General features: G+C 61.6%; 16 protein-coding genes and 1 tRNA gene. 13 read left to right on the top strand and 4 right to left on the bottom strand.

Going from position 1 to position 18,148, the window contains the following annotated elements; translation table 11 throughout:
• The first annotated feature begins 46 nt into the window (after positions 1 to 46).
• On the top strand, positions 47 to 337 hold the full coding sequence (locus tag AB1E34_RS11155) for an antibiotic biosynthesis monooxygenase family protein (protein WP_372572422.1): 291 nt from the start codon (positions 47 to 49) through the stop codon (positions 335 to 337).
• 3 nt (positions 338 to 340) lie between these two features.
• Here the strand turns inward: AB1E34_RS11155 and AB1E34_RS11150 are convergent, their stop codons facing one another.
• Positions 341 to 928, bottom strand: coding sequence for a TetR/AcrR family transcriptional regulator (locus tag AB1E34_RS11150; protein WP_372572421.1), 588 nt, complete (start codon positions 926 to 928; stop codon positions 341 to 343).
• Positions 929 to 1,022: 94 nt separating this feature from the next.
• Here AB1E34_RS11150 and AB1E34_RS11145 point away from each other — a divergent pair, with 94 nt between their 5' ends.
• The 5 genes from AB1E34_RS11145 to AB1E34_RS11125 all read left to right on the top strand — a co-directional run bounded on the left by AB1E34_RS11145 (position 1,023) and on the right by AB1E34_RS11125 (position 5,800).
• The gene (locus AB1E34_RS11145) at positions 1,023 to 1,310 is read left to right on the top strand and encodes a hypothetical protein (protein WP_372572420.1); all 288 of its coding nucleotides are present in this window, start codon (positions 1,023 to 1,025) and stop codon (positions 1,308 to 1,310) included.
• A gap of 107 nt (positions 1,311 to 1,417) precedes the next feature.
• Positions 1,418 to 2,704, top strand: a complete 1,287-nt coding sequence (locus AB1E34_RS11140) for a homoserine dehydrogenase (RefSeq protein ID WP_372572419.1) — start codon at positions 1,418 to 1,420, stop codon at positions 2,702 to 2,704.
• A gap of 102 nt (positions 2,705 to 2,806) precedes the next feature.
• Entirely contained in the window at positions 2,807 to 3,784 is a 978-nt protein-coding gene (glpX, locus tag AB1E34_RS11135; RefSeq protein ID WP_372572418.1) for a class II fructose-bisphosphatase, read from the top strand.
• A gap of 85 nt (positions 3,785 to 3,869) precedes the next feature.
• On the top strand, positions 3,870 to 5,621 hold the full coding sequence (gene recJ, locus AB1E34_RS11130) for a single-stranded-DNA-specific exonuclease RecJ (protein ID WP_372572417.1): 1,752 nt from the start codon (positions 3,870 to 3,872) through the stop codon (positions 5,619 to 5,621).
• Positions 5,622 to 5,725: 104 nt separating this feature from the next.
• Positions 5,726 to 5,800 (top strand) — tRNA-Glu (locus AB1E34_RS11125).
• A gap of 263 nt (positions 5,801 to 6,063) precedes the next feature.
• On the opposite strand, the gene AB1E34_RS11120 is transcribed toward AB1E34_RS11125, so the two are convergent.
• Positions 6,064 to 7,284, bottom strand: a complete 1,221-nt coding sequence (locus AB1E34_RS11120) for a hypothetical protein (RefSeq protein WP_372572416.1) — start codon at positions 7,282 to 7,284, stop codon at positions 6,064 to 6,066.
• A 280-nt stretch (positions 7,285 to 7,564) separates the two neighbouring features.
• On the opposite strand from AB1E34_RS11120, the gene AB1E34_RS11115 reads away from it, so the two are divergent.
• The 3 genes from AB1E34_RS11115 (at position 7,565) to AB1E34_RS11105 (ending at position 10,942) form a co-directional block, all read left to right on the top strand.
• The gene (locus AB1E34_RS11115; protein ID WP_372572415.1) at positions 7,565 to 7,807 is read left to right on the top strand and encodes a hypothetical protein; all 243 of its coding nucleotides are present in this window, start codon (positions 7,565 to 7,567) and stop codon (positions 7,805 to 7,807) included.
• 341 nt (positions 7,808 to 8,148) lie between these two features.
• Complete coding sequence (locus AB1E34_RS11110) at positions 8,149 to 9,309, top strand: extracellular solute-binding protein (RefSeq protein WP_372572414.1); 1,161 nt, start codon at positions 8,149 to 8,151, stop codon at positions 9,307 to 9,309.
• A gap of 31 nt (positions 9,310 to 9,340) precedes the next feature.
• Positions 9,341 to 10,942 carry a BCCT family transporter gene (locus tag AB1E34_RS11105; protein ID WP_372572413.1) on the top strand — a complete coding sequence of 534 codons (1,602 nt, stop codon included), beginning with the start codon at positions 9,341 to 9,343 and terminating at the stop codon, positions 10,940 to 10,942.
• A gap of 81 nt (positions 10,943 to 11,023) precedes the next feature.
• Here AB1E34_RS11105 and AB1E34_RS11100 read toward each other — a convergent pair whose 3' ends face one another.
• Together AB1E34_RS11100 and AB1E34_RS11095 are read right to left on the bottom strand one after the other, a co-directional pair.
• The gene (locus AB1E34_RS11100) at positions 11,024 to 12,232 is read right to left on the bottom strand and encodes an aminopeptidase P family protein (protein ID WP_372572412.1); all 1,209 of its coding nucleotides are present in this window, start codon (positions 12,230 to 12,232) and stop codon (positions 11,024 to 11,026) included.
• A gap of 177 nt (positions 12,233 to 12,409) precedes the next feature.
• Positions 12,410 to 13,297, bottom strand: coding sequence for a LysR family transcriptional regulator (locus AB1E34_RS11095; protein WP_372572411.1), 888 nt, complete (start codon positions 13,295 to 13,297; stop codon positions 12,410 to 12,412).
• 63 nt (positions 13,298 to 13,360) lie between these two features.
• Between AB1E34_RS11095 and AB1E34_RS11090 the strand changes: the two genes are divergently transcribed.
• From AB1E34_RS11090 to AB1E34_RS11075, 4 genes are read left to right on the top strand one after another with little or no spacing between them, the layout of a single operon-like run.
• Complete coding sequence (locus AB1E34_RS11090) at positions 13,361 to 14,848, top strand: aldehyde dehydrogenase family protein (RefSeq protein WP_372572567.1); 1,488 nt, start codon at positions 13,361 to 13,363, stop codon at positions 14,846 to 14,848.
• Positions 14,848 to 15,828 (top strand): membrane dipeptidase, encoded by a 981-nt coding sequence (locus tag AB1E34_RS11085; RefSeq protein ID WP_372572410.1) that lies wholly within the window; start codon positions 14,848 to 14,850, stop codon positions 15,826 to 15,828. The genes AB1E34_RS11090 and AB1E34_RS11085 overlap by 1 nt, the downstream gene beginning before the upstream one ends.
• Positions 15,828 to 17,516: a hypothetical protein gene (locus tag AB1E34_RS11080; protein ID WP_372572409.1), complete on the top strand. Its 1,689-nt coding sequence runs from the start codon at positions 15,828 to 15,830 to the stop codon at positions 17,514 to 17,516. The genes AB1E34_RS11085 and AB1E34_RS11080 overlap by 1 nt, the downstream gene beginning before the upstream one ends.
• Positions 17,513 to 18,142 carry a DUF3726 domain-containing protein gene (locus tag AB1E34_RS11075; protein ID WP_372572408.1) on the top strand — a complete coding sequence of 210 codons (630 nt, stop codon included), beginning with the start codon at positions 17,513 to 17,515 and terminating at the stop codon, positions 18,140 to 18,142. The genes AB1E34_RS11080 and AB1E34_RS11075 overlap by 4 nt, the downstream gene beginning before the upstream one ends.
• The last annotated feature ends 6 nt before the right edge of the window (positions 18,143 to 18,148 follow it).

The following is an 18,148-nucleotide window of genomic DNA, read 5'->3' as shown; positions in this document are numbered from 1 at the left end:
GCGCAACTGTGCTAGACTGGCCTCCTTTCAAAAGAGGGAGGCCATTATGATCATCCGCATATTCCGCGCTGTCATCTATGAAGAGCGCGTCGATGAATTTCGCACATTCCTGACCCAGACCGCCCTGCCCCTGATGCGCGAGCAAAGCGGGCTTGTCTCGATCACCGCCGGGCTGCCCCGCTCCGAATCCCCGAACGAGTTCTGTCTGGTGATGGTTTGGGATTCAGTGGCCTCGCTGGCTGCATTTGCCGGGGAAGACTGGCAGCAACCCCATGTGATGCCGGAAGAAGAAGGCATCGTGCGTGACCGCTTCCTGCACCATTTCGACATGGCCTAGCTGTCAGGCAGCCACCGCCTTGCGCACCATCGACCAATAGACCGCCTCGACCTCGTCCAGCGACAGCCGCCCGCCGCTGCGGTACCAGGTGTTGACCCCGTTCAGCATGGCAATGACGCCCAACGTGGCGAGCTTGGTATCGGGCACCGAGAACACCCCCGCGGCACTGCCATCGCGCAGGATGTCTTGCAGGTCGCGCTCATAGTCTCCGCGCAACTCCTCGATCCGGGCGAAGTTTTCAGGCGAGAGGTTGCGCAGCTCCATATAGGCGATGAACACCGCATCGGGCCGTTCCAGATGAAAGCGGATGTGGAAGCGGACGAAATCGCGCAGCCGCGCCTCGGGATCACCCGACCCCGCCTGCGTGCGCCGTGTGTCCAGCAGCGTCTCCATATGATCGCGCATCAGCCGGAACAGCAGTGTCTGCTTGTCGGGGATGTAGTTATAAAGCGCCCCGGCCTGCACCCCCACCTGTGCCGCGATCTGGCGCATCGAGACGGCGGCATAGCCGTGCCGGGCAAAAAGCTCTAGCGCCGCTGCCTGAATGCGCGGGCCGGTAATGTCGGAATGTGAACCTTGGGTACGTGCCATGGGACAACGCTATCTGAACATATGTTCAGATAAAACCCCACTTGCGCGCGGGGCCATGCCGTTGCATCACCGATATGTGGAAGGATGTAAGCGCATGACGGGACGGCTTCTTGTGTTGATCGGGGCGATGCTGCTGGCAATGACCGCCTGCACCAATGTGCCCGAGCTTGATGACGAGATAAGCCCGCAACTGCGCAACAGCAGATATCCCAGCCTCATCCCGCTGGAAGACGCGCTTGGCCCCCCGGTCGATCCGCAAGCCGAAGCACTGGAGATCGAGGAAGAGCTGGATGCGCGCGCCGCCGCCCTACGGAACCGCGCGCGGCAATTGCAGGCGCCCCAGCCCGATGATGGCGCAACCACGCCCGACAACGCCCAATAAGCCGCCACGCTCCATTGCACCGGCCCGGTGAACCCGATAAGGCACGGTCGCAAGTGATATGCCGCTGCAAACGCGCGGCCAATACGAGCAGAAAGGACCGGTGAGACATGGCGCAGCCGCTGCGGTTAGGGATTGCAGGTTTGGGAACCGTCGGCACCGGTGTCGTCAAGATCATCCGACGCCAGGCCGACCTGTTGGAAAAACGCACCGGACGACGGATCGAGATCACCGCCGTATCGGCCCGCGACGCCAGCAAGGATCGCGGCGTCAGCCTGTCCTCATATGCCTGGGAAAGCGACCCGGTGGTGCTGGCACAGCGCGATGACGTGGATGTTTTTGTCGAGCTGATGGGCGGCTCCGAAGGCACCGCCAAGGACGCAACAGAGGCAGCGCTGGCGTCGGGCAAGGATGTGGTCACCGCCAACAAGGCCCTGCTGGCCATCCACGGCCAGGCTCTGGCCGAACAGGCCGAGGCCTCGGGCCATGTGATCCGCTTCGAGGCTGCCGTTGCCGGAGGCATCCCGGTGATCAAGGCGCTGACCGAAGGTCTGGCGGGCAACGACATCACCCGCGTCATGGGTGTGATGAACGGCACCTGCAACTATATCCTCACCCGGATGGAGGCGGACGGGCTGGGCTATAACGCGCTGTTCGAAGAGGCCGGGCGGCTGGGTTATCTGGAGGCTGATCCCAATCTGGACGTGGGCGGCATCGATGCCGGGCACAAGCTGGCGCTGCTGGCTTCGATCGCTTTCGGGACGAAACCGAATTTTGATGATGTGGTGCTGGAAGGCATTCAGCGGATCAGTCTGGAAGACATCCGTCAGGCCGCCGATATGGGGTTCCGCATCAAGCTGCTGGGTGTGGCGCAACGCACCGCACGTGGCTTGGAACAGCGTATGCAGCCCTGCCTGGTGCCTGCGCAATCTCCGCTGGGTCAGCTTGAGGGCGGCACCAATATGGTGGTGATCGAGGGCGACGCGGTCGAACAGATCGTGCTGCGCGGCCCCGGCGCGGGCGAAGGCCCGACCGCCAGTGCCGTTGTCGGTGATATCTGCGATCTGGCGCGCGGCCTGCGCATCTCGACCTTCGGGCAGCCGGCAACCACGCTGGAGGCGGCACAACCCGCCCGCACCGGCCTGCCTGCCCCCTATTATCTGCGCATGGCGCTGCTGGACAAACCCGGCGCGCTGGCCAAGGTGGCCTCGATTCTGGGCGACGCAGGCGTGTCGATCGACCGGATGCGCCAATATGGCCATAGCGACGCCAAGGCGCCGGTGCTGATCGTGACCCACAAGACCACGCGCGCCGCGCTTGATGACGCGCTTGAGGCATTTGACCGGACCGACGTCATCGCAGAACAGCCGGTGGCGCTCCGGATCGAAGAGGTCTGAGCGAATGGCAGGGGAGCGCCCTGCCCCGCCAAATCTCTTGCCGTGCGCGTGCAAGGCGCGCTATCCCCGAAACACGTGTTCAAATGACCAAAGGACTTTGCAATGAGCCCCGCCAAATATGATTTCAATGACCGGATGCTATCGCTGGGGCTTGCCCGCGTGGCCGAACAGGCGGCGCTGGCTTCGGCCTCGCTTGTGGGACGGGGCGACGAAAAGGCCGCTGACCAGGCGGCCGTGAACGCCATGCGCGAACAGCTCAACCTGCTCGATATCGCCGGTGTCGTGGTGATCGGCGAGGGTGAGCGCGACGAGGCCCCGATGCTCTATATCGGTGAAGAGGTTGGTACCGGCGACGGCCCCGGCGTTGATATCGCGCTGGACCCGCTGGAAGGCACGACGCTCACCGCCAAGGACATGCCCAACGCGCTGACCGTGATCGCCATGGGCCCGCGCGGCTCGATGCTGCATGCGCCCGATGTCTACATGGACAAGCTGGCTGTTGGCCCGGGCTTCCCCGAGGGTGTCGTGTCGCTGGATATGAGCCCGGCGGAACGGGTTGAGGCGCTGGCCAAGGCCAAGGGCTGCTCGGCGTCCGACATTACGGTCTGCATTCTGGAACGCCCGCGCCATGAGGCGATGATCACCGAGGTGCGCCAGACCGGCGCGTCGATCCGCCTGATCACCGATGGAGACGTGGCTGGCGTGATGCATTGCGCCGAATCCGAGACCACCGGCATCGACATGTATATGGGCCAGGGTGGTGCGCCCGAGGGTGTGCTTGCCGCTGCCGCGCTGAAATGCATGGGCGGGCAGATCTTTGGCCGCCTCGTCTTCCGCAACGATGACGAAAGAGGCCGCGCCGCCAAGGCCGGGATCACCGATCTGGACCGGATCTATGCCCGTGACGAAATGGTGACCTCGGATGTGATCTTTGCCGCCACCGGCGTCACCGGTGGCTCGCTGCTGCCGCGCATCAAGCGCGAGCCGGGCTGGGTCGAAACCACTACGCTGCTGATGCGCTCCAAGACGGGCTCGGTGCGTCGCATGTCCTACCGGACGCCGCTGGACTCGCATCAGTAACCGCGCGCCACGTTGGTGAAAAACGCAGGCCGGGCCGATGAGGTCCGGCCTTGTCATGTCCGGGCAGGAATGAGAACACAGGGCCATGAGCTTTCTTGGGGTTGAGACATCGCTGACCGGTCGCCGCTGGATCGGGCCGTCACCAGATACGGACCGCGCCGCCGACATGATCCGGCAGCAGGCGGATCTGCCCGATGCGGTTTGCAAGGTGCTGGCAAGGCGCGGCGTGCCCGCGATGGAGGCCAAGGGATTTCTGCAACCGACCCTGAAAGACCTGCTGCCCGATCCGCGCAGCTTGAAGGATATGGAGGCCGCCGCCGCCCGGTTTCTCGACGCGGTCAGCAAGCGGCAGCGGATCGCGGTCTTTGCCGATTACGACGTGGATGGCGGCAGTTCGGCGGCGCTGTTGCTGGTCTGGCTGCGACAAATGGGCCTTGAGGCAACGCTTTATGTACCCGACCGGATCGACGAGGGCTATGGCCCCAACGCCCCCGCCATGGCGGATCTGGCGCGGTCCCATGATCTGATCATCTGTGTCGATTGCGGCACGCTCAGTCATGACCCGATCGCTGCCGCCAAAGGCGCAGATGTGATCGTGCTGGACCACCATCTGGGCAGCGAGACCCTGCCCGACTGCATGGCGGTGGTGAACCCCAACCGGCAGGATGAAAGCGGCGATCTGAGTTACCTCTGCGCTGCCGCCGTGGTGTTCCTGATGCTGGTCGAGGCGCGACGGCAATTGCGGGAGGCGGGCCAGCCCACCGGCCCCGACCTGCTGGCGTTGCTTGATCTGGTGGCGCTGGCGACCGTTGCCGATGTGGCCCCGCTGGTTGGGGCAAACCGCGCGCTAGTGCGGCAGGGGCTCAAGGTCATGGCCGCACGTCAGCGCCCGGGCCTCGTCGCCCTGTCCGACATCGCGCGGATGGAAACCGCGCCGACCTCCTACCATCTGGGCTTTCTGCTGGGGCCGCGCGTCAATGCGGGCGGCCGCATCGGCAAGGCCGATCTGGGCGCACGGCTGCTGGCCACCGACTCGATGGTCGAGGCGGAAGTGCTGGCGCAACAGTTGGACCAGTTGAATACCGAGCGACGCGAGATCGAGAGTGCCGTGCGCGCCGCAGCCCTGGAACAGGCCGAAACCCGCGGGCTTGATGCGCCGCTGGTCTGGGCGGCTGGGGACGGCTGGCACCCCGGTGTTGTCGGCATCGTGGCCTCGCGCCTGAAGGAAACCGCCAACCGCCCCGCCATCGTGATCGGCTTTGACGGGGACGAGGGCAAGGGCTCGGGCCGCTCGGTGCCGGGCGTCGATCTGGGTGCGTCGATCCAGCGATTGGCGGCCGAGGGGCTGCTGGTCAAGGGCGGCGGCCACAAGATGGCCGCTGGGCTGACAGTGATGCGCGACAAGCTGGAACCGGCGATGGAGCGGCTGTCCGAGATGCTGGCCAAACAGGGCGCCGGAGAGGGCGGCCCCCGCGACCTGCGGCTTGACGGTGCGCTGATGCCGGGGGCGGCCTCGGTCGGGTTGATCGAACAGCTGGAAGAGGCGGGGCCGTTCGGGGCCAGCGCCCCTGCCCCGCGTTTCGCGCTGCCCGACCTTGCAGTTCGCTTCGCCAAACGGGTGGGCGAGACGCATTTGAAACTGTCGCTGACCGACGGAATGTCAGGTGGCATAGACGCGATCGCATTCGGCGCGTTCGACAGCGAACTGGGGCCACGGTTGAGTAACCACGGTGGGGCCCGCTTTCACGTTGCGGGTCGGCTGGAGATCAACAGCTGGGGCGGCCGCCAGAGCGTCCAACTGCGTCTGGATGATGCGGCAGAAGCCACAAACTCATGAAATTACTCAGAAATACGAAGCTGGGAAAAAAATCCCCCAAAAGCTCATTTTTCCGCTTGCAGGGTTACCCGCTAGACCGTAAAAGCCCCTCCACAAGCTAGCGTGGCCCGTTCGTCTATCGGTTAGGACGCCAGGTTTTCAACCTGGAAAGAGGGGTTCGATTCCCCTACGGGCTACCAAAAGCTTCCCCTAAATATCTGAAAATAAATATATTTCTGAGCGGCGACTCAGCAATACCCAGCCTTTTGTCCAGCAAGTGAAATCTGGTCCTGGCACCTCCCGGCACGCGGCAGGTCTGTGCCGCTCGGACGGGTTGCAGCACGTTTAAGCCGCGGTCAATCTGTATGCCAATCCACGAGTCGGGAGGCAGGGAGACCTCCAGAGATTCATCGTCCCCCTGCCATTCCAAGACGCATAGCTCGATTTCTCGGCTTGGCTTACTCTATTCTGAACACTCGTAGCTAAAGCTGGCCGCACCGTCGGCAACATCCTCGATCGTGACCGAGCATGTGTCGCCGATATCGAAGCTATCACCCGACACACCGGTACTCAGAGTTTGACCGTTTACCGCGAAACGCACCTTGTCATCGGTGGTGACGGAACCCACAAAAATCCGCGCGGCTCCATCGCCCAAGATGACTGTTTTGCCAGCCGTCACTGCACTGGATACCGATATTTCGGATCCACAAGTCGCACTTACGCGCACATGCCCGCGATCTATGTCATCGACTCGAACGCGGCATTTGTCTTCGCCCACCGAGATCGGAGTTGACCTGCGCACCGGCAGACTGACCATTTGCCCATTTACGGAAAGGCGCGCGGCGTCTTCGCTCACCAATGAAACGAACACGCGAATAGCCCCATCCTTAAGCAGCGCCGTATCACCAGCCATATAGCCCTCGGGCGCGGGCAAGGCATCACCACATATCGCGGAAAGGACAGCGCCATCGGCTGAAACGCTTTCAAGCAAGAGCTTGCAGTGGCTATCTCCAACCGGCAGAACCAAACCGCTTCCGGCTGTCAGAGTTTTGCTCTCTTGCTTGATGGACACCACTGCTTGCGCGCTGTCGGGCATGAGACGCGACACAAATACCGCCAAAGCACCATCATCAAAAATCGCCGTCTCGCCCGGCGTAAAGCCATTTGAAGCCGCATCGGCTGTTGTTGTACTTGCGTCAGACACCGCCGTATCTGCCCCGGCGGCGGTATCGCCAGTTGGTGTGGTCTCCGCTTCCGCAGGCTCAGCGGGCTGAACCACGGCCATGGCCGCCGCAGCGGCCGATTGGACAGCATTCTCCAAGGCCGCCTCCGTTTGCTCTATTCTGTCATGAATGCCGCTAATCTCTCCGGTGACCGAAGCAGATTTCTGCGAGAGCGCGTCAATCTCGTCTCGCAAGCCAGCCAGATCCTCAACACGAGATACCAGCGATGCCAGATCCTCGGCACTTGCCGAAGATACCGTCTTCTCTGTGACCTCGTTCAACGAAGATTCAAGTTGGCCAATTTTGTTTTCAAGTGCCGAAATCTTATCTTCGGTGCCGGAAAGGGCCGCTGAGACGGCATCGTGAACATCCACATCTTCACGCCCGTAAGAAAACAACGCAATCACCAGAAGAATGGCAACCACGCCTCCCAAACCCATAGCAATTTTTCTCTCGTCCAAATCCGTTTCCTCCCTGGTCAGCAACTCACTTACAAGACAATAGAACGATTCCGGGCAGTTTCGCACGATCGGCGTGCCTACTTTCTTTGAACAAGAACTCTGTTGGTGGCCCTTAAACCTGAGTTTCTGCGAGAGTTGGCGAAAACCTGATGCGGTCCGATCTGGCACCCCTCTCCCTGATAAAGCGGATCGGCGGAGTGAATGGCTCACGCAAGGGATGCAGAAAGGTTGATGTAAGGCGGCGCCTTGATAGACTTCACGCAGTCATATGGAGAGCGCCATGAGATACCTCGCCACTGTCCCGGTCCTTGTTGTTCTGGCAGGATGTCAAACCCCGACCAATATCGAAGGCGTCCAAACCTACTATAACGGCAGCGAGGTCATCATCGACGGGTTGCAGACCCCGACCCCAACAGACGCAGAGCATCTGAATGCCGAACAAGGCTGCGGCGGTCCCGCAACGTTCAAATCCTCCGAGCCTGCCGGACAGGGATTCTATCGCCTGACGTTCACCTGCGACTGATCCCTCCACCGGTCCTTTCCAGCGTCGACGCGTGCCTTCGCCACGTCGCACCATGCGTTTTTAGCGGCGCTTCACACCGCATTTGGCCATGGAGGGCCGTTGGGCGTCCGCGTTTCAAGTCACGCCTATACGACCGCGACAGGGCCAAGTTTGCGGCGCGCCAGTCGCTATCCCCCTCAAAGGGGTCGTATTTGCCCAATGGATGTTGCCCATTTACCCGATGATCAGGGTAAGATTGCCCTAAGGGCACCCTGTTGCCGAATACCGGGTCTTGTCGGCCCGCATGACGCGCTGATCGGGTCAAACCAGGAATAATCAGCTTGATAAAGGGAGGACACTTAATGGTCTTTAGCAGATCTATTGCATCCAACGGACACCCGTTTGGATTGGCAGCGCTCATTGCGGCGATGTCGATCGGTGCCGCCAGCGCACAGGAGACGACCGATACCCAGGCGCCCCCGGCCGCAATGCCGGAGATTACCTTCACCTCCTGGACCGGCCCCTATATGCGCAGCCAGATGCTGGGCTTCGTGCGCCCCTATGAGGCCGAGAGCAAGTCGAAGGTGAACGTGGCGCATTACAATGGCGGCATCTCGGAAATCCGCGATCAGGTCGAAAGCGCCAATGTCATCTGGGACGTGGTTGATCTGACCCAGGCGGATTCGCTGCGGGCCTGCAAGGAAGGTCTGTTGGAGGATATCTCGGATATCGAGCTTCCCGATGGCGCGGATGGCACCCCATTCCGTGAGGATTTCGTCGAAGGCGCGCTCAATGATTGCGGTGTCGGTGTGATCGTCTGGGGCACGGCTTATGCCTATAAGAACTCGCAATTTGCCGACGCACCGCCATCGACCATCGCCGATTTCTTCGACACCGAGACCTATCCGGGAGCGCGGGCCATCCGCAACGACCCCACGGTGATTATGGAATGGGCGCTGATGGCCGATGGCGTGCCGCGTGAGGAAGTATATGCCACGCTCGAAACGGACGAAGGCGTCGAGCGGGCGCTGAAGAAGATGGAGGATATCCGCCCCGGCTTGCAAATCTGGGAAACCGGGCGCGAACCGGTGCGCCTGCTGAATGCGGGCGATGTGGCGATGTCTTCGATCTGGGCCACGACCGGCGCCACCGCCGCGCAGGAAGAGGGTGCGGATTTCACCGTCAACATGGATGGGCGCGTGATCGAACTGGACCTCTTTGGCATCCCCAAGGGCAGCCAGAACAAGGACGCCGCGATCGAGTTCATCCGCTACGCCAGCAGTTCCAACGCGCTGGCCGATATGGTGGGGTATCTGCCCAACGGGCCGACGCGGAAATCCTCGATGGCGCTGTTGTCGGATGACGTGCTGCAACGCATTCCCAACGGCCCTGCCTATGAGGACAACCTCTACATCCTGTCGGATGCCGAATGGTGGGCCAACAACCACGCGCGTCTGGAAGAAGCGTTCCAGACATGGGCATCCGCCACGGCACGCAGAGGTGCCGCAGGATCAACGAGATAAGCCGGACCAACAGGGCAAAGAGGGATAAGAAATGAGTGATCAATCAAAAGAGAGACCTGACAATCTTGTTGCCAAGTCAGGCTTGTTCAAAGGGATGAACCCCACGATGGGCATCGCCTCCATGGTGATGATCCTGGGCTTCGTCTTTTACACGATCCGCGATGTCGAGGCGTCCAGCGCGGTCTTTGCCTCGGGCAAGGACTTCATCATCGGATCACTGGACTGGTTCTATGTGCTGGTGGTGAATGCCGCGTTGTTCTTTGTGCTGTGGCTGATGATCAGCCGCTTTGGTGATGTGAAGCTGGGCAAAGACGATGACGAGCCGGATTTTTCGACCTTCTCGTGGATCTGCATGCTGTTCAGCGCCGGTCTGGGATCGGGTTTGATCTATTGGGGCGTGGCCGAGCCGATGTTCCACATTCAGGGCAGCCCGTTCCTTGAGCGCGCGGGTATTGAGCCCGGATCGGTGGATGCAGCCGTTTCGGCGGTCACCATCACCAACTTCCACTGGGGGTTCCACGGCTGGGCGCTTTATGTGCTGGTCGGGTTGAGCCTGGCATATTTTTCCTATCGCCACGGGTTGCCCCTGACCCTGCGCACTGCGCTTTACCCGGTGCTCAAGGATCGAATCTACGGCCCGTGGGGACATCTGGTGGACCTGATCGGCGTGTTTGGCACCATCTTTGGTCTGGCGACCTCGCTGGGTCTGGGCGTCACGCCCATCGCTGCCGGGCTCGAAGATCTGGGCTGGATGGCCAATACCCAAACCAACCAGTTGATCCTTGTGGCGATCATCACCTGCCTGGGCACGGCCTCGGCGGCGTCCGGAGTGGGCAAAGGTGTGCGCATTCTGTCCGAAACCAATGTTATGGCCAGTATCTTCCTGCTGATCCTGTTCATCGTGCTTGGCCCCACCGCCTTCCTGCTCGGCATCACGATTTCCGGCTTTGGTGACTATCTGTGGACCGTCATTCCGATGGGCTTCTGGATCAATGGCGAGCCCGATAACCAGTGGCAGAGCTGGTGGACCATCTTCTACTGGGGCTGGTGGATCGCATGGTGCCCGTTTGTGGGCCTGTTCATCGCCCGCGTGTCCAAGGGGCGCACCATCAAGCAGTTCTGCTATTGCGTGCTGCTGATCCCGACCTCGGTCGTGATGCTGTGGATGGGTGTGTTTGGCGGCGCGGCGGCTGGCGTCGATCTGTTCTATGATGCGGGCGTGGTCGAAGCGGTGAACAACGACTATGCCGCGGGCGTCTTCGCGACGATCAAGGGCTTCGGTTATGCATGGCTGACCTATCCGATCACCGTGCTGGTCACGATCCTGCTGATCTCGTGGTTTGTGACCTCGTCAGACTCGGGCACTCTTGTGATGTGCACGATGCTGTCGATGGGGGATGAGCATCCGCCGGTCAAGTTCCGTGTGTTCTGGGGGCTGACCGCCGGTGTGGTCGCGGGTGTTCTGATGCTGGCAGGCGGGTTGAGCGCCCTGCAAACAGCCTCAATCGTGGCCGGTCTGCCGATCGCGGTGATCCTGCTGTTCATGATCTACGGCATCGTCACTTCACTGCATGCCGAACATCCGCTGCCGGATGTTGCGGACAAATACGATCTGGAGTTCCTCAACCGGTAACTTCCGATCCAGAACAACAAAGGAGAGGCAGCTTTTGCTGCCTCTCTTGCGTTCCGGCCCTAAGCTTGCGCAGGGCGGTATTCATCCCACCACGTTGAAGTCAGGGCCATAGGGGTAGCCCGTGATGTTTTCGTTGCCGTCCTCGGTGATCACCAGAATATCGTGCTCGCGATAGCCCCCTGCCCCCGGTTGGCCGTCCGCGATGGTCAGCATCGGTTCCATCGAGATCACCATGCCGGGCTCCAGCACGGTATCGATATCCTCGCGCAGTTCCAGACCGGCCTCGCGGCCATAGTAATGCGACAGGACCCCGAAGGAATGGCCATACCCAAACGTGCGGTATTGCAGCAGGTCGCGCTCGGCAAAAAAGGCGTTGATCTGCTGCGTAACCTCGGCGCAGCTGGCACCGGGTTTCAGCAGCGAGATACCAAGCTCATGCGCGCCGATATTGGCCTGCCAGAGTTTCAGGCTCGCTTCGTCAACCTCGCCGACAAACAACGTGCGTTCGAGCGCGGTGTAATAGCCCGAGATCATCGGAAACGTGTTCAGCGACAGGATATCCCCGCGCTCAAGCCGCCGACCGGTGACCGGGTTATGGGCGCCGTCGGTGTTGATCCCTGACTGGAACCAGACCCAGGTGTCACGATATTCGGCCTCCGGGAAGCGGCTGGCGATCTCCAACTCCATCGCGTCGCGCCCGGCCATGGCGACATCGATCTCGCGCGTGCCTTCCTTGATGGCCTCGCGGATCGCATAGCCGCCGACATCGGCCACCGCCGCGCCCGCGCGGATCATCTCGATCTCGGCGGGCGATTTGTGCATGCGCTGGCGCATCGTCGCCTCGTAGAGGTCGACCGTGTTTGACGGCGCAAGAAAGCTCTGCAGCTTGCCCTGTTGCAGCAGCGTCAGGTGATCGCTTTCAATGCCGATCACCCTGCCCGGCCCGGTCACCGACAGGATCGCGCGCCAGTAATTGTCGCGCTGCCAATCGGTATAGGTGATGTTGTCGCCGTAGCAGCGCCGCCAGGGCTGGCCCGCATCGATCCCGGCCGAGATGGTCACGCACTCGGTCGGCGTCACAACCAGCGCATAAGGCCGCCCAAAGGCGCAATAGGTGAATCCCGAGTAGTATGAGACGTTGTGCATCGAGGTGAAAACGGCAGCCTCCGCACCGCGCTCGACCAAGGTTTTGCGCAAGCCTTCGATGCGCGCGGCATATTCGCTGTCGGCAAATTGCAGACCGGCTTTTTGGCCGTTGTGGAAGCGATAGAATTCAGGACGTGCAGTCATATTGACCTCCGATCAAAGAGGTCCCGGCGTTCAGGACTGTGTGTAGTGGCGCGTTTCAATACACTCAAAACGTGGCGACGCCATCGCCAATTTGCCTGAACAGACGCTGCCAAAATCGCGAAGGCAAATCCAGCCTTTTCTGGGGTGTTCGAAGCAGGAACACCTCAAGACGAGCAGTCAACCCTGCTTAGCCTCGTCCAATTTACACGACAGAATGAAAGCGCTGCATTCTTCGGTCAGGTCGTTGAATCGCGACTTTTCCCGGATGTAGAGGTAGACCTGCCGTTTGTCCGGCAAATCCGCGATGGGGCGGAAGGCGGTGGTTTCGGGGATGAACCGCGCAACCGTCTGCGGCAGCACCGTAACCCACTTGCCGGTCCGGATCATGGTGATCAGCGAATGGGTGTTCTGGATGGTGACATCCGCCGCCTCAATCGCGTCCAGAAAACGCGGTGTCTGGATCAAGTCGCACAAGGCGTTGCGCACAAACGCTCTTGTCACCACATCCGCGATTTCCGGCGGTTGTGTCTGCGTATTCAGGGGATGATCCGCGGCGCAAACCAGCCCGAACCGATCTTCAAGCAGTGGCACCGCCCTGATCCCGTTCAGAGGGTGAAACCCCGAGGCGATCCCGATCTCGGCCTTACCCTCGGTCAGCGCGTCCAGCACCTGCTGACTGTCCGTATCGCGCAATTCCACCTTCAGGCCGGGAAAGCGCCCGGTCATGTGTTCAAGCACCTGCGGGAAGAGCAGCGCCGCAACAGAGGGAACCGAGACGATGCGGATCAGGCCATGGCTGGCATCGGCGGCGGCCTCGATCCCCTGCACCGTTTCATCGAACTGGCGAACCTGCCTGGAGGCCAGATCAAACACCTGCTCTCCCAGCGGCGACAAGGTGCTTTTCCGTTCGCCTTCGAACAGCTTCTTTCCCAGGTGATCTTCCAGTTGCTTCAGCGTCATCGACACCGCAGATTGGGTGCGCCCCAACCGGTCGGCGGCCTCGGCAAGAGTGCCGGTCTGGGCGACAATGCAAAAGCAGCGCAGCATTTCGATCTTGATGGCCATGTTTCAAAATATCTGAAATTTGGTTCAGTTAATTGAGTTTGACTGATGTCCCTATCGAAGTCCATGCTGGCCCATAATCTGAACACTGGAATTTTGGGGCCCACCTTGACCAAACTGAACCTGATTGCTGGCGAATGGCTGGCTGGCGAGAGCGAGATCGAAAACCGCAACCCTTCGGATCTGAGCGATCTGGTCGGGATGTTCACGCAGGCCAGTGCGGATCAGCTTGGCGCGACGCTGGATCAGGCGCATGTGGCACAGGCCGAATGGGCCGCCTACGGGATGGAACGCAAGCAGGCCGTGCTGATGGCGATCGGCACTGAACTGATGACGCGGGCCGAAGAGCTTGGCACCCTGCTCAGCCGCGAAGAAGGCAAGCCGCTGGCTGAGGGCAAGGGCGAGGTTTATCGCGCCGGGCAGTTCTTTACCTATTACGCCGCCGAATGTCTGCGCCAGTTGGGCGAAAACGCCGACAGTGTGCGGGATGGAGTCGAGATCGATGTGCGCCGCGAGCCGGTCGGCGTTGTGGCCATCATCAGCCCCTGGAACTTTCCCACCGCAACCGCCTCGTGGAAAATCGCGCCGGCGCTCTGTTATGGCAACGCGGTGGTCTGGAAACCCGCCAATGTCACCCCGGCCTCTGCCGTGGCTCTGGCCGAGATCATCGACCGTCAGGACATCCCCAAAGGCCTGTTCAGCCTCGTGATGGGCTCGGGCCGCTCGGTCGGTCAGCGTCTGGTGGAAAGCCCCAAGGTCAACGCGATTTCCTTTACCGGGTCGGTGCCGGTGGGCAAGGGCATTGCCGCAGCCGCGATCCAGAACCTGACCAAGGTGCAGATGGAGATGGGGTCGAAAAACGCGCTGGCCGTGATGGACGATGCCGATCTCGATCTGGCGGTGACGCTGGCGCTTGGCGGCGCGTTTGGCGGCTCGGGTCAGAAATGCACCGCCTCCTCGCGCCTCGTGGTCCATGCTGCCGTGCATGATACCTTTGTCGAAAAACTCGTCGCGGGGGCGCAGGCGATGAAAGTGGGCCACGCGCTGGAAGACGGCGTGCAGATGGGGCCCATTGTTAGCGAGCAGCAGTTGCAGGAAAACCTCGACTATGTCGATCTGGGCAAGTCGGAGGGCGCCGAACTGGCCTGCGGTGGTCAGCGCTTGGAGATGCCGCATGAGGGATTCTACATGTCGCCCGGCGTGTTCCTGAACACCACCAACGACATGCGCATCAACCGCGAAGAAATGTTTGCGCCGCTGACCAGCGTCATCAAGGTTGCCAGCTATGACGAGGCCTTGAGCGTCGTCAACGATACCAACTTTGGCCTGACCTCGGGCATCGTCACCCAAAGCCTCGCCCGCGCCACCCATTTCCGCCGCAATGCGCGCACCGGCGTGGTCACCGTGAACCTGCCGACCGCAGGCACCGACTATCACGTGCCATTCGGCGGGCGCGGCGACAGCTCTTACGGTCCGCGCGAACAGGGTAAGGCGGCGGCAGAGTTCTACACCACCGTCAAGACCGCCTATATCAGCGCCGGAACGCCGGTCTGATGCGTATCGACGGCCTGCAATATGCCAACTGGTCGGAAAAGATTTTCCGGCAATTGCGCGAAGGGGATGTGGACGCGATCCATGTCACCATCTCCTACCACGAGAATTTCCGCGAAACGGTTCTGAATTTTGAAAAGTGGAACCGCTGGTTCGAGCAATATCCCGACCTGATCATGAAAGGCCGTTGGGCCAGCGATATAGACAGGGCGCGCAAAACGGGCCGAACGGCGGTGTTCTTCGGCTTCCAGAACCCGTCGCCCATCGAAGATGATATCGGGCTGGTCGAAATCCTGCACGACCTCGGTGCGCGCTTCATGCAGCTGACCTATAATAACCAGTCCCTGCTGGCCACAGGCTGCTACGAGGCCGAGGATACCGGCATCACCCGCATGGGCAAACAGGTCATCAAAGAGATGAACCGTGTCGGTCTGGTGGTGGATATGAGCCATTCCGCCGACCGTTCCACCATCGAGGCGGCAGAGATCTCGGAACGTCCCATCGCCATCACCCATGCCAACCCGCATGACTGGTCGCCCGCCCTGCGCAACAAGCGCGACGCGGTGATCCGGGCGGTGACGGAAAATGGCGGCATGATGGGGTTTTCGGTCTATCCCCATCATCTGAAGGACAAATCCGCCTGCACGCTGGGCAGTTTCTGCGAGATGATCGCGCGCACGGCTGAAACCTATGGCACCGAGCATCTGGGGATCGGCACCGACCTGTGCCAGGACCAGCCCGACAGCGTGGTCGAATGGATGCGAGTCGGGCGCTGGACCAAGGAGATCGACTATGGCGAAGGCTCGGCCTCCGCCCCCGGTTTTCCGCCGATGCCCGGCTGGTTCACTGACAACCGGGACTTCGGCAATATCGAGGCTGGCCTGCGCGCAACCGGTCTGAGCGAGGATGAGGTCGCAGGGATCATGGGGGGGAACTGGTACAGGTTCTTCTCGGAAAATTTCACGCCAAAGAGATGCGTTTGATGGGCTCAGTCGCGCCGACCTACATCCCACGCAGGGCCCCGGAACAGGTGATGCGCCTGTCCCGTCTTGGTTCGCTGCATCAATGCCGGCTGAGCTTCATGCGGGTGCTGACGCGGCGCATGGCTCGGGATGGCTGGACGTTCACGCGTCCGGTTTTTGCGATTGATGACAAGGGAGTAGGCCACGCTGTTTATACGGCGCAGGGGCCGGAACGTGCCTATTCTCTGGTGGCCTTTGCCCATGACCTGCCGCCCGAGATGCGCTCGGACCGGGTAATCGCAACGGCGTGGGATACCACATTTACGCTGTTTGACGGGGTGCCTACGGAACAGGACATTGAACGGCTGTCCCGGAACGTTCCCCTGCAAGAGGCGGGTCGGGTCAGCGAAAGGGAAATCTCGGTCTCGCGCGCCAACCGTTCGGTGCGACTCTGGGCGCATTTTGTAGATACGCTGGCATCGGGTCGGCAACCCGATCAGGACCGGATCGATGCCGTGGGTTACCTGATGCGCACCACGGCGGTCTATGGCTCGGGCAAATTGGGCGCGGCGGATCGCGAAGTGATCGCGGATCGCGAAGAATTGCAGGTGCCGTTTCAGGCCGAGATGCTGTCGGTCTATCTGACGCGCACCTTTGTGCGCGACCTTGTCGAACATATGGCGCGGGTCAAAGGCGGTGATCAGGCCGTGCGGCTTGATCCGGCAATTGCCCGGCAATTGGGGATCGGCAATTCCACCGGGCTGGGCATGGCGCCTTTCATCATCAACCACCCGATCCTGTTCAACAACTGGATCATGGCTCGCGAAGAGGCGATTGCACGGGTCCGCAGCCACCAAACCGCCACGCAGGCCGAGGTCGATATTTTCCGCGCGATCCTGAAACGCAGCGCAGTGTCCATCGCGCGATGGCAATCCCAGCACCCGATCCAGATCGAAAAGCTGGCGCACCTGACCTCGGACATGCGCGCGCTTGAAGCGCATGTTCAGCAAGAGGCCCTGTTGCTGGATTACCCCTGGGACCGGCTGGTGCGCTGGTCGGAAACCGCGCTGAGCGAGGAAGGCCAGGAACTGGTCGCCTCGCTGATCCTTGAGCCTTACGCGGATGAGGTGGATGGTCTGGCCAGTTGCATGGCTGACAGTAACTCGGATGCCTTCGTGATTGATGGCGCGATGCAGATCAAAGAGGTGCGCGCGCTGATCGAAGACCGCTTCGGTTGGGCGCTGTCGCTCGACTGGGAGGCGCCGGAGCATTGCGCGCGGGCCTGGTATGTCTCGGAAGAAAAGCTTGAACCGCGCATGGGTGAGCGGTTCGAGGAGCCCATCGCCGAATATGAACAACCCCTCGCCCCGGCGCGGGATGCAGCGGCGGCGCACCGTGCGCTTGCAGATCAGGGTGACGATCGACCCATCGCGGAATTCCTGCTGCGCCACCCCGAGCATCGCCACACGATCCGGCGCCTGCAAATGAGCCGGATCGCACCTTATAGCGAGGTGCAGGACAACACGATCAGCGCGACGGTGCTGCCCATCGACATGCTGCGCGCCAAACTGTCCTTCTTTGGCGCGACCCATTTCGATCCCCGCTCAGACCGATGGGTGCGGATCTGCATGTATGCGGGCGCGCCCTATCCCGAGGACCTGACGACAGAGAACGCCGATCTGTGGGTCTATCCAGAGGGTACGGGATGAACCTGTCGCTGAACGAGATGGAGGCTACCGCCAAGCGTGCAACGCGCGGCGGCCTCTATAGCTGGGGACTGGCCGAAGATGCCGCCAAGGCGACCCGCTGGCTTTGCGCGCGGGGGTTGGATGGCGGGGCCGTTCTTGCCGCTTTGCTGCAACAGGAGTTTGCCGCGTCTTTGCACGACCATACGCCCCAGAGCCTGGACGGACCCTGGCGATGCGAAACCACGCTCTGCCCGCTGATCGCCGGGGTGACCCTGTCGGACTGCGCCGGGCGTTTGGTGCAAGGTCCCATCGAGATGCGGCAGCTTGCGCAGCCTTTGCTGATCCTGCCCTTCGCCGCGCAAGTCGCGCGCAGGCTCGAACGCCCTGTGACAGTCACCAGCGGGAGTTGGGCAGCGGTGACCGACGGCACCGCGCTAAGCATGCCGCAGGAGGCCCCGGATCACGCAGAGCATCTGCGCATAGAGCTTGGTGGCGCGCTGTTGCAGCTTCGTCCGCACCACACTCGCGCCACCCCTGCCCCCGAGACCCACGCGCTGCTGAGCCGCTTCGCGCACCTCACCTACGCCCCGGCCACCGAGGAATCGCGGCTGCTGGGCGCTGGCGCCGGTCTGTCCGACAATGATTGAGGAGAC

The sequence above is a fragment of the Ruegeria jejuensis genome, from assembly GCF_041537905.1.
GTDB lineage: Bacteria > Pseudomonadota > Alphaproteobacteria > Rhodobacterales > Rhodobacteraceae > Ruegeria_C.
This window is presented reverse-complemented; position numbering and strand designations above follow the sequence as displayed.

What these genes read in the sequence shown, in the direction of transcription:
- AB1E34_RS11095 (WP_372572411.1), bottom strand. Translation starts at nt 13,297, where the DNA reads ATGGCCATCAAGATCGAAATGCTGCGCTGCTTTTGCATTGTCGCCCAG.
- AB1E34_RS11105 (WP_372572413.1), top strand. Translation starts at nt 9,341, where the DNA reads ATGAGTGATCAATCAAAAGAGAGACCTGACAATCTTGTTGCCAAGTCA.
- AB1E34_RS11090 (WP_372572567.1), top strand. Translation starts at nt 13,361, where the DNA reads ATGCTGGCCCATAATCTGAACACTGGAATTTTGGGGCCCACCTTGACC.
- AB1E34_RS11085 (WP_372572410.1), top strand. Translation starts at nt 14,848, where the DNA reads ATGCGTATCGACGGCCTGCAATATGCCAACTGGTCGGAAAAGATTTTC.
- AB1E34_RS11080 (WP_372572409.1), top strand. Translation starts at nt 15,828, where the DNA reads ATGGGCTCAGTCGCGCCGACCTACATCCCACGCAGGGCCCCGGAACAG.
- AB1E34_RS11150 (WP_372572421.1), bottom strand. Translation starts at nt 928, where the DNA reads ATGGCACGTACCCAAGGTTCACATTCCGACATTACCGGCCCGCGCATT.
- AB1E34_RS11115 (WP_372572415.1), top strand. Translation starts at nt 7,565, where the DNA reads ATGAGATACCTCGCCACTGTCCCGGTCCTTGTTGTTCTGGCAGGATGT.
- AB1E34_RS11140 (WP_372572419.1), top strand. Translation starts at nt 1,418, where the DNA reads ATGGCGCAGCCGCTGCGGTTAGGGATTGCAGGTTTGGGAACCGTCGGC.
- AB1E34_RS11100 (WP_372572412.1), bottom strand. Translation starts at nt 12,232, where the DNA reads ATGACTGCACGTCCTGAATTCTATCGCTTCCACAACGGCCAAAAAGCC.
- AB1E34_RS11145 (WP_372572420.1), top strand. Translation starts at nt 1,023, where the DNA reads ATGACGGGACGGCTTCTTGTGTTGATCGGGGCGATGCTGCTGGCAATG.
- glpX (WP_372572418.1), top strand. Translation starts at nt 2,807, where the DNA reads ATGAGCCCCGCCAAATATGATTTCAATGACCGGATGCTATCGCTGGGG.
- AB1E34_RS11155 (WP_372572422.1), top strand. Translation starts at nt 47, where the DNA reads ATGATCATCCGCATATTCCGCGCTGTCATCTATGAAGAGCGCGTCGAT.
- AB1E34_RS11075 (WP_372572408.1), top strand. Translation starts at nt 17,513, where the DNA reads ATGAACCTGTCGCTGAACGAGATGGAGGCTACCGCCAAGCGTGCAACG.
- AB1E34_RS11110 (WP_372572414.1), top strand. Translation starts at nt 8,149, where the DNA reads ATGGTCTTTAGCAGATCTATTGCATCCAACGGACACCCGTTTGGATTG.
- recJ (WP_372572417.1), top strand. Translation starts at nt 3,870, where the DNA reads ATGAGCTTTCTTGGGGTTGAGACATCGCTGACCGGTCGCCGCTGGATC.